Source organism: Vannielia sp. ABF1_015 (genome assembly GCF_056160745.1).
Genome location: NZ_JBSWXT010000002.1, coordinates 878909 through 893770 on the forward strand (window position 1 = coordinate 878909; position 14862 = coordinate 893770).

The window sequence follows — 14862 nt, forward strand, 5'->3', positions numbered from 1 at the left end:
CGGTTGCGTGCCTAGGCCGGGCCCGTCTGCTCCAGCCGGCCACCTTGGCGCACCTGCACCACGCGCTTGGCCAGCCCCGTCCGGTCATCGGTTTCTACGTAGAGCCCACATAGCGTGGCCTCGCCCATCGCGGGTTGGAACCGCCCCTTGCTCATGCCTGTCACAAAGCGGCGCAGCGGCTCGTCAGGCTCCATTCCGATCACCGAATTGTAATCGCCGCACATCCCCGCATCGGACTGAAAGGCCGTGCCCTTGGGCAGAAGCTGCGCATCACCTGTGGGCACGTGGGTGTGAGTGCCCACCACCACGCTCGCGCGCCCGTCGCAAAAGTGGCCCATCCCCATCTTCTCGCTGGTCGCCTCGCAATGCACGTCGATCAATGCCGCCTGCACCATGCCGCCCGGCGGGTGCGACTTCAAAACCGGCTCAATGGCCGAGAACGGGTCGTCGAAGCAGCGCTTCATGAAGACCTGCCCAAGCACCTGCGCCACCAGCACCTTGCGCCCCCCCGGCGCATCATACACCCGGAAGCCTTTGCCGGGGGCATCCTTGGCAAAGTTGATGGGCCGCAGGACACGAGGCTCATTGCCGATGAAACTCAGCATCTCCTTCTGGTCGAAGGCATGATCGCCAAGAGTGATCACATCAGCGCCCGCCTCAAGCAGGCCCTTCGCATGGGCCGCCGAGAGCCCCGCGCCAGAGGTGGCGTTCTCGCCGTTGACCACCACGAAATCCAGACGCCACGCCTCGCGCAGCCCGGGGAGGCGTTCGGCCACCGCTGAGCGGCCCGCGCGTCCCATTACATCGCCAAGAAAAAGTATCCGCATCCCATTGGCCTAAGCTGCAACCGGCCTCAGGGCAAGCCCGAGGGTCTCATCATTTTCTTGCTGCAAATACTCCCGGGGGTGTGGGGGCAGCGCCCCCGCTCCGACGGTGCCACGAAGCACCCCGCACCTGGTCACGCCGCGCGTGGCGGAACGGGGCGGGTGGGTGGGCGGTCCGCCACGCGCGGCGCTACAGCGAAATCACTTCGCGCTCGGTCACGATCATGTCCAGCGGCGCATCTGTTGGCTCCAGCGGCAGCGCCTCGGCTTCCTGCGCGCCGTAGGCAAAGCCCACCGCCAGCACCGGCCCGTCGCGGCGCAGCAGTTCAAGCGTGCGGTCGTAGAAGCCCCCACCGTAGCCGAGCCGTGCGCCGTCGCGGGTGAAGGCCACCAGCGGCACCACGAGGATTTCGGGGCGCATCACTGCGCCGGTCGGCTCGGATGTGCCGAAGCGCGCGGGCACCATCTCGGCCCCCGGCTCCCAGAGGCGGAAGACCAGCGGCGTGGCGGGTGCTGTGATGGTGGGCAGGCCGACGGGGCCATGGGCGGCGGCCTCTTCCAGGGTGGGCGCAGGGTCGATCTCGTCGCGCATCGCCATGTAGCCTGCCAGCGGCACGCCCCTGTAGCCCGCGAGCACTTCAGAGAGGTGGCCGGCCGCGTGGCCCGACCACTCTGCATGGGCCTCGGCCCGTCGCGCCAGCGCTGCGGCCCGGGCAGCGCGCTTCTCTTCCGCAAGGCTCACAGCAGCAGCACCGCGGCAAGGCCGAGGAAGGCGAAGAAGCCGACCACATCGGTCACCGTCGTCACGAAGGCACCGGAGGCCAGGGCCGGGTCGATGTTGAACTTGTCGAGCACCACGGGCACCAAGATGCCCGCCAGCCCCGCCACCACGAGGTTGATCACCATGGCCAGCGCCAGCACCGCCCCGAGCATTGGCGTGCCAAACCATATCCAGCCCACCAGCCCCATCAGCGCGGCAAAAGCGAGGCCGTTCAGCAGGCCCACAAGAACCTCGCGCCGGATCACCCGCCACACGTTGGAGCCGGTGAGGTCTTTGGTGGCGATCGCGCGCACCGCCACGGTCAGCGATTGGGTGCCTGCGTTGCCGCCCATCGACGCCACGATGGGCATGAGCACGGCCAGCGCCACCAGTTGCGCGATGACCGCCTCGAACTGGTCGATCACGAGGCTGGCCATGATCGCCGTCACGAGGTTGACGGCGAGCCAGGGGAAGCGCCGCTTGGTGGTTTCCCACACCCGGTCGGTCACCCGGCTTTCGTCGCTCACACCCGCGAGGCGCAGGATGTCTTCTTCGGCCTCGTCATCCAGCACCGCCATGGCATCGTCGATGGTGATGACGCCGACGAGCCGCTCGCCTTCATCCACCACCGGGACCGAGATCAGGTGATACTGGTTGAAGGCATAGGCCACCTCGCCTTCGTCCTGATCAACCGGCACGGTGCGAAAGCTGTCTTCCTTGATCTCCGCGAGCAAAACCTCGCGGGGGCTGGCAAGGATGCGCCCGAGGGCGACATAGCCGACCGGGTGCATCTTCGGGTCGATCAGGATGACGTGGTAGAACTGCTCGGGCAGCTCGCGCCCCTCGGCCCGCATGAAATCAATCATCTGGCCCACGCTCCAATGCTCTGGCGCGCGCACCACCTCCCGCTGCATCAAACGCCCGGCGGACTCTTCGGGCCACGACAGCGCTTCTTCCACCGCGATCCGGTCGGCGGCGGGGAGCGCTTCGAGGATCGCCTCCTGCTGGTCTTCTTCGAGGTCTTCGACGAGGTCGACCACGTCATCGGAGTCAAGTTCGCGGACGGCTTCGGTGAGGGTTTCGGGCGAGAGGGTGGCGATCACGTCTTCGCGGATCGTCTCATCGAGTTCCGAGAGGATGTCGCCATCGACGCTTTCGCCCCAGAGCATCAACAACTCGCGCCGCGGCCCTGCCCCGATCTGTTCCAAGAGGTCGGCGATGTCGGCGGGGTGCAGCGGGTCGAGCAGTTCGGAGAGAGTGACCACGTCATCGGCAAAGGTGGCTTCGAGCACCGATTGCACGAAGGGGGTTCGGAGCGAGTAATCCTGCTCCTCGCGCTCCTCGGGGCGCTCTTCCTCCTCGATCTCGGTGGTCGGCTCTTCGCTCATTGGCGGCCCCTCTGCTCGGCGTTGCGGCCACCATATTGCACGCGCCGGGTGGCGCAAGCGCAGGAGCGCGAAATCAGCGGCCTGCAGGCCGGAGCCCGGCGTGAATTCGCAACTTGCGCCGCTGGTTACATCATTTCACGCATTGTCCGCCGTGCAGGGCCCGCTTAATCTCCGGGGCATGTCTGCCTCTGCCCCGCCCAACGCCGAGTCTTCGGCCCCAGAGACCCTGCTGCTTGGGCAGATCATCGACTTTACCGACGATCCCTTTGCTACGCCTGCGCCGGACTGCGCCCGCCACCTGTCGCGCGGGGCGATCCTTTTGCGGGGCGGGAAGATCGCCGAAGTCGGCCCCGCGGCGCGCTTGGGAGAGGCACACCCCACCGCTCGCCGGGTGGATTATGGCGCGGCGCTGCTGCTTCCCGGCTTCGTCGACGCCCATGCCCACTATCCGCAAACCGGCATCATCGCCTCATGGGGCAAGCGGCTGATCGACTGGCTGGAAGGCTATACCTTCCCCGAAGAGAGCCGGTTTAGCGATGCGCTCTACGCCGCCACGATCGCTGGGCGCTACCTTGATCTGGCGATCGCCAATGGCACCACCACGGTTGCCAGCTTCTGCACATCTCACCCCGAGAGCGTCACTGCCTTCTTTCAGGCTGCGCAGGCCCGAGGCATGGCGGTGGTGGGCGGCAAGGTTGCGATGGATCGCAACGCGCCCAAGGCGCTGCTCGATACGCCTGAGCGGGCCTATGACGAGAGCAAGGCGCTCCTTCAGCGCTGGCATGGGCAAGGGCGCGCGCGCTATGCCATAACCCCCCGTTTCACGCCCACATCGAGCGAAGCGCAGCTGGAGGCCATGGGCGCACTTTGGGCCGAGCACCCGGATTGTGCCATGCAAACGCACCTTAGTGAGCAGGCGGAAGAAATTGCCTGGGTAAAGGAGCTTTGCCCCGATGCCGAGGATTACCTTGCCACCTATGAGCGGCACGGCCTCATCGGCCCGGGGGCCCTCTTTGGCCATGCCATCCACCTCACTCCGCGAGAGCGGGCAAGACTGGCCGAGAGCGGCTCATCGGTGGTGCATTGCCCGACATCGAACACCTTTATTGGCTCCGGTGTTTTCGATGCCGCCGGGTTGGCGGCGGAGGGTGTTACAACCGGCTTGGCGACTGATACGGGGGGCGGCTCGTCATTTTCGATGCTGCGCACCATGGGGGCCGCCTATGAGATCAGCCAGCTCAATGGCGCGGTGCTGCACCCGGCGCAGCTTTTGTGGCTGGCCACCGAAGGCTCGGCCCGCGCGTTGCGGATGGAGAGCGAGGTGGGCACGCTCGCGGTTGGAAGTGCCGCCGATATCATTGCACTAGATCTTGCCTCCACCCCCGCCATCGCCCAGCGGGCCGCGCGTGCGGGTGATATTTGGGAGGCGGTGTTTCCGACGATGATGATGGGGGACGACCGCGCAATCAAAGCCGTTTGGATCGGTGGCGTTGGCCGCCGCTGAGCACAGCGCCCACCGCGCGGCGTTTTAACAGGGCCGCGCCAGCACCAAGACCCGCACCGCACCTGCATGGCCCTCACCGTAAAGGCTGGCATTCGGGAGCAGCATGTTGCGATTGTGCCCGGCTGAGCCCTTCCACCCCGCCACCGCCTGCGCAGCCGTTGGATAACCGAACGACAGGTTTTCTGCCACGAGACAGGCCTGAAGGCCCTGCGCCCGCACCCGGTCCATCACGCTGGAGCCGCCGCGCCCGGTGTGGCCTGTGCGCCCCGTTGCGGCAAGGTATGCCGCCTGATCCTGCGCCGCCCGCATCAGGGCCGGGTGGGCTGTGAGCGGCGTTAGCCCGCCAGACGCGCGGTATGCGTTGAGCGCCGACCCTACGCTGCCCGGTGTGGTTGGAGTGCGTGATTGCGGAGTAGAGCTATCGTCCAAACCTGCCGCAGGCGCGGCGGGGGGTGGCGCGGGCACGCAGGCCGCGAGAGTGATCAGCAGGCCTGTGGCCATGGCGATCCGACAGTGTTGTAACATACTTGGCCTCCTCACGTGCCGTTGGCCAGCCGGGCCACCGCCGCTGCCGCCTGCTGCGCCAGCTCCCGTGTATCGACGCCTACCAGCGCACCGGCGCGCACCACGTCGCGCCCCTCCACGATCAGGTCGCGGACCTGCGTTGGCCCGGCCAGCAATAGCGCGGCGCGATCCCAGTTGCCTGCCGCCTCCAGACCCGCCATGTCCCAGATTGCGACATCGGCGCGAAACCCCGGCGCAAGCTGGCCAAGGTGGCCACCGCGCCCAAGCACCTCGGCCCCACCCCGCGTGGCAATCTCGAGAGCCTCGCGCGCGGGCATGGCATCGGCCCCGTCCCGCACCCGCGCCACCAGCAATGCCATGCGCGCCTCTGCGGCCAGATTGCCCGCGTCATTACTGGCTGAGCCGTCCACGCCCAGCCCCACCGGCACCCCCGCATCACGCATCGCCCGGATTGGCGCGATCCCCGAACCGAGGCGGCAGTTGGAGCAGGGGCAATGGGCGACCCCTGTTTTTGTGTGGGCGAAAAGATCTATTTCTGCGCTATCCAATTTTACGCAATGGGCATGCCACACGTCTTCGCCGACCCAGCCAAGCTCTTCGGCGTATTGGCCGGGACGACAGCCGAAGTTGGCTTCGGAATAGGCGATGTCTTCATCATTCTCGGCCAGATGGGTGTGCAGCCGGACGCCCTTTTCGCGCGCCAAGATAGCGGCATCCCGCATCAACTCGCGGCTGACCGAAAACGGCGAGCAGGGCGCAAGGCCCACCTGCACCAGCGCCCCCGGCGACGGGTCGTGAAACGCGTCCACCACCCGCGCGCAATCCTCCAGAATTGCAGCCTCATCTTCCACCAAGGCATCCGGCGGCAGCCCGCCCTTGCTTTCTCCAATGCTCATCGCGCCGCGTGTGGCGAGAAAGCGGATGCCGACCTCGCCCGCGCCTTCGATGCTGTCCTCCAGCTTGGCACCGTTCGGAAAAAGATAAAGATGGTCAGAGCTCATCGAACAGCCCGAGAGCGCAAGCTCGGCGCAGGCCAGTTTGGCGGACAGGCGGATGTCTTCCGGCGTCATCCGGCCCCAAATCGGGTAAAGCGCCTGAAGCCAGCCGAAGAGCCGCGCATCCTGGCCCGCTGGCACGGCGCGGGTCAGGCTTTGGAACATGTGGTGATGCGTATTCACCAACCCGGGCGTAACAAGGCAGCCCTCGGCGCTGATTACCTCGGCCCCATCCGCAGCAAGGCCCGGGCCGATCTCTTCGATGATCCCGCCGCGCAAACGCACATCTAATGTGCCTTCGCGGCGCGCATCGTCCATGCTCAGCACATGGCCGCCCCGGATGAGGCGATGCGTCATGCGGCCTGCTCGGCCAAGAGCGCCATCGCTGCGCGGTGTAGCTCGGGCGTGGCTGCGGCGAGGGCCCTGCCGCCCTCGTGCACCGGCCCGCCCTCCCAATCTGTCACGACGCCGCCTGCTGCCTCGATCACGGCAATCGGTGCGGCAATATCATAGCTTTGCAGACCTGCTTCGATCACAAGGTCGATTTGCCCGAGGGCGAGCAGGGCATAGGCGTAGCAATCCAGCCCGTAGCGGGTAAGCCGCGCTTTGCTCGCGACGCGCCGAAATGCGGCGGCCTCGGCCTCGGTGCCGACCTCCGGGAAGGTGGTGAACACTGTCGCCTCCGCGAGGCTGCGCCCTTCGCGCACTTTCAACAGTGTTTCGCCGCGCGGGCCGGTGAGCTGCGCCGCACCAAGGCCACCCTGAAAACGCTCCTCCATATAGGGCTGGTCGATGATGCCATAAAACGGGCCGCGCGCATCGTTCAGCGCGATCAGCACGCCCCAGCTCGCGGTACCGGAGATAAAGGCGCGGGTCCCGTCGATCGGGTCGAGCACCCAGGTCAGCCCGCTCTCGCCCGCCTGGTGGCCAAACTCCTCGCCCAGCACTGCATCCTGCGGGCGCCGTTCGGCCAAAACCCCGCGCATGGCTTCCTCGGCGGCGCGGTCTGCAACGGTGACCGGATCAAACCCACCGGGGCCTGCCTTGTTGTCGGCCAGCATTGGGGTGCGGAAATGTGGCAGGATCGCCGCCCGAGCCGCATCGGCCATTGCCGCGCCACAGGCCCGTAGCTCGGCCGCCTCTTCTTCCATGATTTCTTCGCGCAACATATGCCTCTCCCTGCCTTTCAGCAGCCATAGCGCACCCCGTAAAACGAGAAAAGCGCCCCTGGGTGGGGGCGCTCTCTTGGTGGCACCGGCAACAGGTGGTTGCTTTTGCTCAGTTCACATCGCTCAAAACTCGGGCGAGATCAAAGAGCCGGCGGCGTTGGCTTTCAGGGATGGCGTAGTAGCTGCGCACCAGTTCCAGCGCCTCGCGGTCTCCGAGAATGTCGCCCGGAACGCCCTCGCCCTCGACCGCATCGGTCTTGGACACCTGCGGCAGATCTTCACTAAGCCCCTCGAAGAAAAAGGAGATTGGCACCTCGAGCGCGTGGGAGATGTCCCAAAGGCGCGATGCGCTTACACGGTTCATGCCGGTCTCGTATTTCTGGATCTGCTGAAACTTGATCCCGACCTTCTCGGCCAGCTGCTGCTGCGTCATCCCCACCATCCAACGACGGTGCCGAACGCGCTTACCAACATGGATGTCGACCGGATGCTTCATGAATGTCTCCTTCATATCTCTCCACCTAGTACACAGCAACTTTCGTGCCAAAACGGGCGAACCCGCTGAGATTTATCATATTTGTTTGATATTAAATCATCATTCCCTTTAAAAACAGAGGGTTGCGATGTTATCCTGCATTTCAGAGCCTGCAACTATGACCTTACTACGGCAAGTTTAGACGTGAGTCTCGATACAATTATAAGTTGCGCTTGGTTGACGCCGTGAACTCTCGCGAATTGCAATTGCATTTTGCAAATACCCACAGGATTGCGCAATTTTTCGACAGCTCGTAGGGATGGTGCGCAATTGGAGGGATGTGATGAAGGCCTACCGTGTTACCGAGACGGGTGAACGCCCGGCCCTTACCGAGATTGCCGCGCTAAAACCGGCGCCGGGAGAGGTGGCGGTGGAGATTGCGGCCTGCGGGCTCAACTTCGCCGATCTGCTGATGGTTGAGGGCACATATCAAGACACGCCTCCCGCCCCCTTCACCCTCGGAATCGAGTTGGCCGGCACCGTCACTGCCCTCGGTGAAGGTGTGGAGGGTTTTGCACTCGGGGATCGCATCGGTGTTTTCGGCGGGCGTGGTGGGCTGGCCGAAGCCGGGTGCTTTCCGGCTGACCGCTGCCTCAGGCTGCCCGATGCCATGCCGTTCCATATCGCCGCAGCGTTCCTTGTTGCATATGGCACATCTCATCTCGCGCTCGTTCATCGCGCCCGGCTCGCCAAGGGCGAGCGCCTTGTGGTGACCGGAGCGGCCGGAGGCGTGGGGCTGACGGCAGTGGAACTGGGGGCCAAGCTGGGCGCCGTGGTGGTGGCCATCGCGCGCGGGGCCGACAAGCTTGCTGTTGCAGAAAAAGCCGGAGCGACCCACCTGATCGACGCGACCAGCGAGGACATTCGCGGCCAGCTCAAGGCACTTGGCGGCATCGACGTGCTCTATGACTCTGTGGGTGATCCGCTGTTTTCGGACTGCTTTCGCGCCGCTCGCCCCGAGGGCCGCCTGCTTTCCATTGGCTTCGCCGGGGGCAAGGTGCCGCAGATCAAAGCCAATCATCTGCTGGTCAAGAACCTAACGGTGATGGGGCTCTACTGGGGCGGCTATATGGGCTTTGCGCCAGAGGTGCTGACCGGCTCACTCAAGGAACTTATGGCGCTGTGGGAAACCGGCGGATTGGAGCCGCATGTCTCGCACCGCCTGCCGCTTGAAGAGATCGACGCGGCGATGGAGCTTATCAGGACGCGGCGCTCGACCGGGAAGGTCGTTGTTGAGCCACGGCGCTGAGCGCCTCGCCCACCACACCCGCCTCTGCAACCGGCACGGGGCCCATGCCCGTGGTTGGCAACCGCCCCGCGTAAGAGCGGCGCAGCAGCTCGGCCAGCGCCTCCTGCGCTGGGTTCTTCAGGCTGGCGGCTCCGTAAAGATTGATCCGGAAAGAGCGCAGCTCAGGCAAAGCGCCACCGTGGCAGATCGGCTCAGTGGTGGGCGGCTGCATGCCTTCCAGCATCGCATGCACGGCCAGATCAGCGTTCACCGTTGCCTCCACAGTGCGCGATGAATTTGAGCTGACCTGCATGGTCCAAGGCAGCCCCGCCTCATCAAGCGCACGCTGCACAATGGGTTTGAAAAAGCACTTCTCCTCGAAGGCCAGGGGCAACGGTCGGCGCCGCCACGCACAGCCACCCGGGGCACCCACCCAAACGAGCGGCACCTCGCGAAGCGTCTCGCCGCCCTCGTCCATCCCGTCCTCGGTGGTTACGATCATGTCGCATGCCCCCTTTGCAAAGTCTTCCTTGAGGCTTCGTGTAAAGGAGGAAACGAGATGCACACGCACGCGCGGAAACTCAGCCGCGAAGCGTTGGAGCATCCGCGGGATATAGCCCAGCACGATATCATGGGGCACGCCCAGCACGATCTGGCCTTCGAACTCTTCTGCCGTCAGCCGGGTGATCGCCTCATCGTTCAGCGCCAGCATCCGGCGGGCATAGCTGACAAGCTGCTCCCCGGCAGGGGTCAGGCCAATCTTGCGCTGGGAGCGATCAAGCAACTTTTGGTCCAGCGCCTCTTCCAGCCGCTTGAGCTGCATCGAAACGGCGGATTGGGTCACGTTGAGCTGCCCGGCTGCGCGGGTCACCCCGCCACAATCAGCGACGGTCACAAAGCTGCGCAGGGCGGTGAGATCCAGGTTGCGGGGCATCATCAATCTCCGTGATGGCGGGCGTCACAAACATTCGTTTCCAATATGCCCCACCCCACGCCATATATCAATCATCCTGATCAAACAGATCGTAACGTTCACAGAAAGCAAAGGATCGGACTGATGAGCTCCCCCGCTTCCACCCTCTCCTCCGGCGCCCTGTCCGGACACTGCAACCCTCCCCGCAGCAGCCTGATCGCTCGCGTTCTGGGCCTTTTGGCTCTACGCCGTCAGCGCCGCGCTCTGGCCGCGCTCGATGAAACCCTGCTGCGCGATATCGGCGTGTCGCCCGACGCAGCGCGCACCGAAGCTGCCCGGAAACTCTGGGACGTTCCCCCGGGCTGGCGGACCTGATCCCGCCATCCCAAGAGAGCGGCGCTTTCCCCCCGAGGGCGCCGCTCTCGAAAACTTTGTGTCGAAACAACCCGTTTCCCCGTCAGAACCACTTGAAATCAAGGCCGTCTGTGCCGATATTTGACACCAAGCAGTGCGCCCGCCGGGCGTGCTGACATGAATTTTGTGCAAATGGAGGCATGAATGGCAGAGACTGGACCGATCCGCACGATGGGCGCAGGCGTCCGTACGGCGCAGATCGACGAGGGCCTCCGGGCCCATATGAACAAGGTGTACGGCACCATGTCGGTGGGGCTCTTCCTCACCGCTGCGGTGGCCTGGGCCGCTGGCAACAGCGAAGCCGTGGTGATGCAACTCTTCGCCACACCGCTGCGCTGGGTGATCATGTTCGCTCCGCTGATCATGATCTTCGCCTTCGGCGCGCTCATCAACAAGATGTCCTCTGCGGCCGCGCAGCTGTTCTTCTATGTGTTCTCGGCCGTCATGGGCCTGTCGATCAGCTGGATCTTCGTAGCTTACACGGACTTCTCGATTGCCCAGACCTTCCTGATCACGGCCGTCGCCTTCGCTGGCCTGTCCCTGTGGGGCTACACCACGAAGAAAGACATCTCCGGCTGGGGCAGTTTCCTGATCATGGGCGTGATCGGCCTGGTCATCGCCTCGGTGGTCAACCTGATCCTGCCGATGTTCATCGCGGGTTATGACCCCAGCGGCATGATGTTCGCCATCTCGGTTCTGGGTGTGCTGATCTTCGCAGGCCTTACCGCCTACGATACGCAGAACATCAAGAACACCTACATCGCCCATGCGGCGCATGGGGATCAGGAATGGCTCGGCAAGGCCGCCATCATGGGCGCGCTCAGCCTCTACCTGGACTTCATCAACATGTTCATGTTCCTGCTCTCGCTGCTTGGCGGGCGCGAATAAGAGACAGTTGAAAGACTGAAACGATCAAACCCGCCGGAGTGATCCGGCGGGTTTTTCTTTGCCGAGATTTTTCGGCCATCACTACTAGACGACCGGTCTAATACTTCCTACATGCCTAACATGACCGAGCAACGCAAATCTGAACAGACCCGTGCCCGCATCCTCGAAAGGGGCCGCGCATTGGTGCTTGAAAGAGGCTTCGGCGGGGTTGGGCTAAAGGATATCCTCGCCGCCGCCGATGTGCCCAAGGGCTCTTTTTACTACTACTTTCCGTCCAAGGAGGCGTTCGGTTGCGCGCTGCTTGAGGGCTACGTCACCGAGTATGTTGCCGCCCTCGACGCGATCATCGCCCTCCCCCAGCCTGCCGCCACACGTATGGAACGCTACTTCAACGGCGCGCTCGGCACCGAGGCCGCCACGATGGCCGACCGTTGCCTGGTGGTGAAGCTCGCTGCTGAAATCGCCGATCTTTCGGAAGATATGCGCCAGATCCTCGATGCCGGGGTAGCGCAGGTTTGCACGCGGCTCTCGGCCCTGCTGCGAGAGGGGGCGGAGGACGGCTCTGTCGCACTGCAATCCGACCCGGAGCGCAGTGGCGCGATGCTCTATGCCCAATGGCTCGGCGCGGCCATCCACGCCAAGCTATCTCGCAACCGCCTGCCGCTTGAGCAAGCCATGGAAGACACCCGTACGCGGTTCTTCACCTAAATCGAAACACAAAGAAACCGAATGCCTGCGCATCCGTTGGGTGCGCAGAAAAGAAAGGACACACCATGAAAGCCATCACCTACGACACCTTTGGCGAACCCGCTGACGTGCTGCAAACCTCTGATATCGCTGTGCCAGGGCCCCAGGCCGGAGAGGTCCGCATCGACATGATACTCTCCCCCATCCACAACCACGATCTGTGGACCGCGCGTGGCACCTACGGCTACAAGCCCGAGCTGCCCGCTGTCGGCGGCACCGAGGCCCTCGGCATCATCGAGGCCGTCGGGGAAGGCGTGGACGAAGCGATGATCGGCAAGCGTGTTGTCGCAGCGGGCGTCCACGGCGCATGGGCAGAGCAGTTCATTGCGCCCGCAGCGGCCGTGGTGCCGCTGCCCGAAGAGATCGGCGACGAGGCCGGCGCTCAGCTTATCGCCATGCCGTTCAGCGCATTGGCCCTGCTTGAGTACCTTGAGGTCAACGAAGGCGATTGGGTCGTGCAGACCGCTGCCAACGGCACCGTGGGCAAGATCTTTGCGGAACTGGCCAAGGCGCGGGGCGTGAAAACCCTCAACCTCGTTCGCCGCGCCGAAGCCATCGACGAACTGACGGAGTTGGGCATTGAGAATGTGCTGAACACCTCCGATGAGGGCTGGGTCGACGAGGCTCGCAAGATCCTTGGGAAGGATGGCGCACGGGCCGCGATCGACAGCGTCGGCGGCGCAATTGTGGCCGACATCGCCGATCTGCTTGGCACCGATGGCACGCTCGTCGTGTTCGGCACCGCCACGGGCGATCCGCTGCAACTGCGGGCCGGGTCGGTGATTTCGCGCCACCTGCAAATCAAGGGCTTCTGGGGCTCGCGCGTGATCGGCGAGATGGACGGGGCCGAGAAGGGCCGCCTCATCGGCGAGTTGGTGACCTTGGCCGCAAAGGGCCAGTTGCACCTGCCCTCTGGCGGGGAGTTTCCGCTCGACGAGCCGGTCGAGGCGGTCAAGGCCTCTCTCACCCCCGGTCGCAGCGGCAAGATTCTGCTGCGCGGCTGAAGGCACGCATGAGCGGGGCCGGCAGCGTTATGCCGGCCCCGGTTGGGCCAAGCCCTTCCGGCCCTCCACCGCCTCCAGCCAAGCCCGCACCTCGCGGCGTGACCTTAAATGCACGACCGTGAGATGCGGCGGTGGGGCGGCAGCGACATCGACCAGTTTCGCCCGGCTGCTATTCCGGGTCCGCCAGATGAACAGCCAGAAATCGAGCGCCCCCCTATCCAGCCGCTCAACGCAGCCCCGAGGCATGTCGGGGCGCGTCTTGCCGAGGTAGCGGAGCTGCCGTCGGATCACCCGCCAGAGCCTTAGCCCCACCGGCAGATCGAGCCAAATCAGCGTATCCGCCCGCGCGATCCGCTGGGCATAGGTGCGGGAGTGGTTCCCCTCGAAGATCCAGCGCGGCTTGCGGTGAACCTCCTCGCTCATCCAGCTCTTCACCTCCGGCTCGCGCTGCTGCCAGCCCGGCCCGTAGTGGATGTGATCCATATGGAAGACAGGCAAGCCGGTAACCGCCCCCAGCCCCCGCGCCAGGGTGGACTTGCCCGAACCGGGCCCTCCGACAATCATCACCCGTTCCATGCCCCCAATTCTGCGATGCGGCACAGACCTTCGCAAGTGCGGCGTGGATCACATTTCACAACACATCTGCACGGCGGCAAATTCGAGCCCCGGAGCGAGGGTGATGGTTATCTCGCCCTGGGAGACGAAGCCCAGCGCGGCATAGAAGGGCTCTGCCGTGAGGGTGGAAAAGCACATCATCCGCCGCACGCCAGCCGCCTCGGCTTCAAAAAGTGCATGCTCCATCAGAGTGCGGCCAACGCCCCGGCGCGCCATCGCAGGAGCGGTGGCGACATGGCGAATGTGGCCCACCTCGCGCGGCCCGGTGGCCGTGCCGCCCGGTGCGTGAAAGGTCCAGCCCCCGGCGGCCAGCAGCCCATCGCCGGTATCGGCGAGACAGTATGTGCCGGATGACAGCAAAGCCGCCTGCGGCCTGGTGATCAGCGGCAACGCCTCGGCGAGAATTTCGGGCGGATAGTCCGGCGCCAGCAAGGCACGGTAGGAGGCGGCCAAGAGCTTGCCCACGGCCTGCACGTCACCCATGCGCGCGGGGCGGATGGTGAAGGGCGGCAGAGCGGGGCGCAGCCCCCTTCCGGGCATTTCACTGGTCTGGGTTTGCATGGTCTGGCCTCCTTGGTGGACCGTCTTGAGAAGGAGGCTCGCGGGGTTTGCTGGCTATGGGACAAAGAAAAACCGCGCGAGCCTTGGGGCGTCGCGCGGTTTTCTAAGCTTTGTCGTGGAGCGGAGGGGCTTACTTGATCTTGCCTTCCTTGTATTCCACGTGCTTGCGCGCGACCGGGTCGTATTTACGTACGACCATCTTTTCGGTCATGGTGCGGGCGTTCTTTTTGGTCACGTAGAAGTGGCCAGTGTCGGCAGTGGAGTTCAGCCGGATCTTGATGGTGGTCGGTTTGGCCATCTTGGTTGTCCTCTTGCGGGGGGAGCGCGCACGGGGGCACTCCGCATGTGTATCTTGGAGCCCGCCTTTTACCCGCGCGGGGGGCCGAGTCAACCACTCCCGGCGGGGAATGGCAAAAATAATCGCGCGGATGACCTGTAAGCCGGATTCTGTCCGCCCGTCGGCCGAAGCGTCTGGGCGGGGTGGCCATTCATCTAAGGCGCGCGTTGCCGCGTGCCCTCTAGCTGCCAACCCGAGCCCCGGGGCCGAAGCGGCCCATGTGAGGCTCCTATTTGGCATTGCTCCCGGTGGGGCTTGCCGTGCCGGTGCTGTTGCCAGCCCCGCGGTGGGCTCTTACCCCACCGTTTCACCATCACCCTGCAAGCAGGGCAGTCTGTTCTCTGTGGCGCTTTCCGTCGGATTGCTCCGCCCGGGCGTTACCCGGCACCGTTGCTTCGTGGAGTCCGGACTTTCCTCGGAGGCGAGCCCCCGCAGCCACCCGGTCATCCGCGCGA

General features: G+C 64.6%; 17 protein-coding genes and 1 other RNA gene. 6 read left to right on the plus strand and 12 right to left on the minus strand.

Annotated features, from left to right (window positions below; translation table 11 throughout):
• Positions 1–11: 11 nt before the first annotated feature.
• The 3 genes from ACXAG6_RS16700 to mgtE all read right to left on the minus strand — a co-directional run bounded on the left by ACXAG6_RS16700 (position 12) and on the right by mgtE (position 2972).
• On the minus strand, positions 12–827 hold the full coding sequence (locus ACXAG6_RS16700) for a TIGR00282 family metallophosphoesterase (RefSeq protein ID WP_475338952.1): 816 nt from the start codon (positions 825–827) through the stop codon (positions 12–14).
• 187 nt (positions 828–1014) lie between these two features.
• Entirely contained in the window at positions 1015–1566 is a 552-nt protein-coding gene (locus tag ACXAG6_RS16705) for a 5-formyltetrahydrofolate cyclo-ligase (RefSeq protein ID WP_475338953.1), read from the minus strand.
• Positions 1563–2972, minus strand: coding sequence for a magnesium transporter (mgtE, locus tag ACXAG6_RS16710; protein WP_475338954.1), 1410 nt, complete (start codon positions 2970–2972; stop codon positions 1563–1565). The genes ACXAG6_RS16705 and mgtE overlap by 4 nt, the downstream gene beginning before the upstream one ends.
• A 178-nt stretch (positions 2973–3150) precedes the next feature.
• Between mgtE and guaD the strand changes: the two genes are divergently transcribed.
• Entirely contained in the window at positions 3151–4476 is a 1326-nt protein-coding gene (gene guaD, locus ACXAG6_RS16715; protein WP_475338956.1) for a guanine deaminase, read from the plus strand.
• A gap of 24 nt (positions 4477–4500) precedes the next feature.
• Here the strand turns inward: guaD and ACXAG6_RS16720 are convergent, their stop codons facing one another.
• From ACXAG6_RS16720 to ACXAG6_RS16735, 4 genes are all read right to left on the minus strand, one after another.
• Entirely contained in the window at positions 4501–5001 is a 501-nt protein-coding gene (locus ACXAG6_RS16720; RefSeq protein ID WP_475338957.1) for a CAP domain-containing protein, read from the minus strand.
• An 11-nt stretch (positions 5002–5012) separates the two neighbouring features.
• A complete protein-coding gene (locus ACXAG6_RS16725) occupies positions 5013–6353 on the minus strand; it encodes an 8-oxoguanine deaminase (RefSeq protein WP_475338958.1) in 1341 nt (446 codons plus the stop codon).
• Positions 6350–7165: an inositol monophosphatase family protein gene (locus ACXAG6_RS16730; RefSeq protein ID WP_475338959.1), complete on the minus strand. Its 816-nt coding sequence runs from the start codon at positions 7163–7165 to the stop codon at positions 6350–6352. Before ACXAG6_RS16730 ends, ACXAG6_RS16725 begins: the two co-directional genes overlap by 4 nt.
• Before the next feature lie 109 nt (positions 7166–7274).
• On the minus strand, positions 7275–7661 hold the full coding sequence (locus ACXAG6_RS16735) for a helix-turn-helix domain-containing protein (RefSeq protein WP_140015004.1): 387 nt from the start codon (positions 7659–7661) through the stop codon (positions 7275–7277).
• 322 nt (positions 7662–7983) lie between these two features.
• Between ACXAG6_RS16735 and ACXAG6_RS16740 the strand changes: the two genes are divergently transcribed.
• On the plus strand, positions 7984–8949 hold the full coding sequence (locus ACXAG6_RS16740; protein ID WP_475338961.1) for an NADPH:quinone oxidoreductase family protein: 966 nt from the start codon (positions 7984–7986) through the stop codon (positions 8947–8949).
• Here the strand turns inward: ACXAG6_RS16740 and ACXAG6_RS16745 are convergent.
• Complete coding sequence (locus tag ACXAG6_RS16745; protein ID WP_140015006.1) at positions 8900–9862, minus strand: LysR family transcriptional regulator; 963 nt, start codon at positions 9860–9862, stop codon at positions 8900–8902. The two genes, ACXAG6_RS16740 and ACXAG6_RS16745, sit on opposite strands and share 50 nt — an antisense overlap.
• 123 nt (positions 9863–9985) lie before the next feature.
• On the opposite strand from ACXAG6_RS16745, the gene ACXAG6_RS16750 reads away from it, so the two are divergent.
• The 4 genes from ACXAG6_RS16750 to ACXAG6_RS16765 all read left to right on the plus strand — a co-directional run bounded on the left by ACXAG6_RS16750 (position 9986) and on the right by ACXAG6_RS16765 (position 12894).
• Positions 9986–10216: a DUF1127 domain-containing protein gene (locus tag ACXAG6_RS16750; RefSeq protein ID WP_475338962.1), complete on the plus strand. Its 231-nt coding sequence runs from the start codon at positions 9986–9988 to the stop codon at positions 10214–10216.
• A 183-nt stretch (positions 10217–10399) separates the two neighbouring features.
• Positions 10400–11143 carry a Bax inhibitor-1/YccA family protein gene (locus ACXAG6_RS16755; RefSeq protein WP_140015008.1) on the plus strand — a complete coding sequence of 248 codons (744 nt, stop codon included), beginning with the start codon at positions 10400–10402 and terminating at the stop codon, positions 11141–11143.
• A gap of 120 nt (positions 11144–11263) precedes the next feature.
• Positions 11264–11851: a TetR/AcrR family transcriptional regulator gene (locus tag ACXAG6_RS16760; RefSeq protein ID WP_475338964.1), complete on the plus strand. Its 588-nt coding sequence runs from the start codon at positions 11264–11266 to the stop codon at positions 11849–11851.
• A 65-nt stretch (positions 11852–11916) separates the two neighbouring features.
• A complete protein-coding gene (locus ACXAG6_RS16765) occupies positions 11917–12894 on the plus strand; it encodes a zinc-binding dehydrogenase (RefSeq protein WP_475338966.1) in 978 nt (325 codons plus the stop codon).
• Between the two features lie 27 nt (positions 12895–12921).
• On the opposite strand, the gene ACXAG6_RS16770 is transcribed toward ACXAG6_RS16765, so the two are convergent.
• The 4 genes from ACXAG6_RS16770 to rnpB form a co-directional block, all read right to left on the minus strand.
• Positions 12922–13470: a P-loop NTPase family protein gene (locus tag ACXAG6_RS16770; RefSeq protein WP_475338967.1), complete on the minus strand. Its 549-nt coding sequence runs from the start codon at positions 13468–13470 to the stop codon at positions 12922–12924.
• A 48-nt stretch (positions 13471–13518) separates the two neighbouring features.
• A complete protein-coding gene (locus ACXAG6_RS16775; RefSeq protein WP_475338969.1) occupies positions 13519–14070 on the minus strand; it encodes a GNAT family N-acetyltransferase in 552 nt (183 codons plus the stop codon).
• Positions 14071–14200: 130 nt separating this feature from the next.
• On the minus strand, positions 14201–14368 hold the full coding sequence (gene rpmG, locus ACXAG6_RS16780; RefSeq protein ID WP_012179442.1) for a 50S ribosomal protein L33: 168 nt from the start codon (positions 14366–14368) through the stop codon (positions 14201–14203).
• 122 nt (positions 14369–14490) lie between these two features.
• An RNA gene (gene rnpB, locus ACXAG6_RS16785) (RNase P RNA component class A) lies at positions 14491–14858 on the minus strand.
• Positions 14859–14862 lie beyond the last annotated feature (4 nt).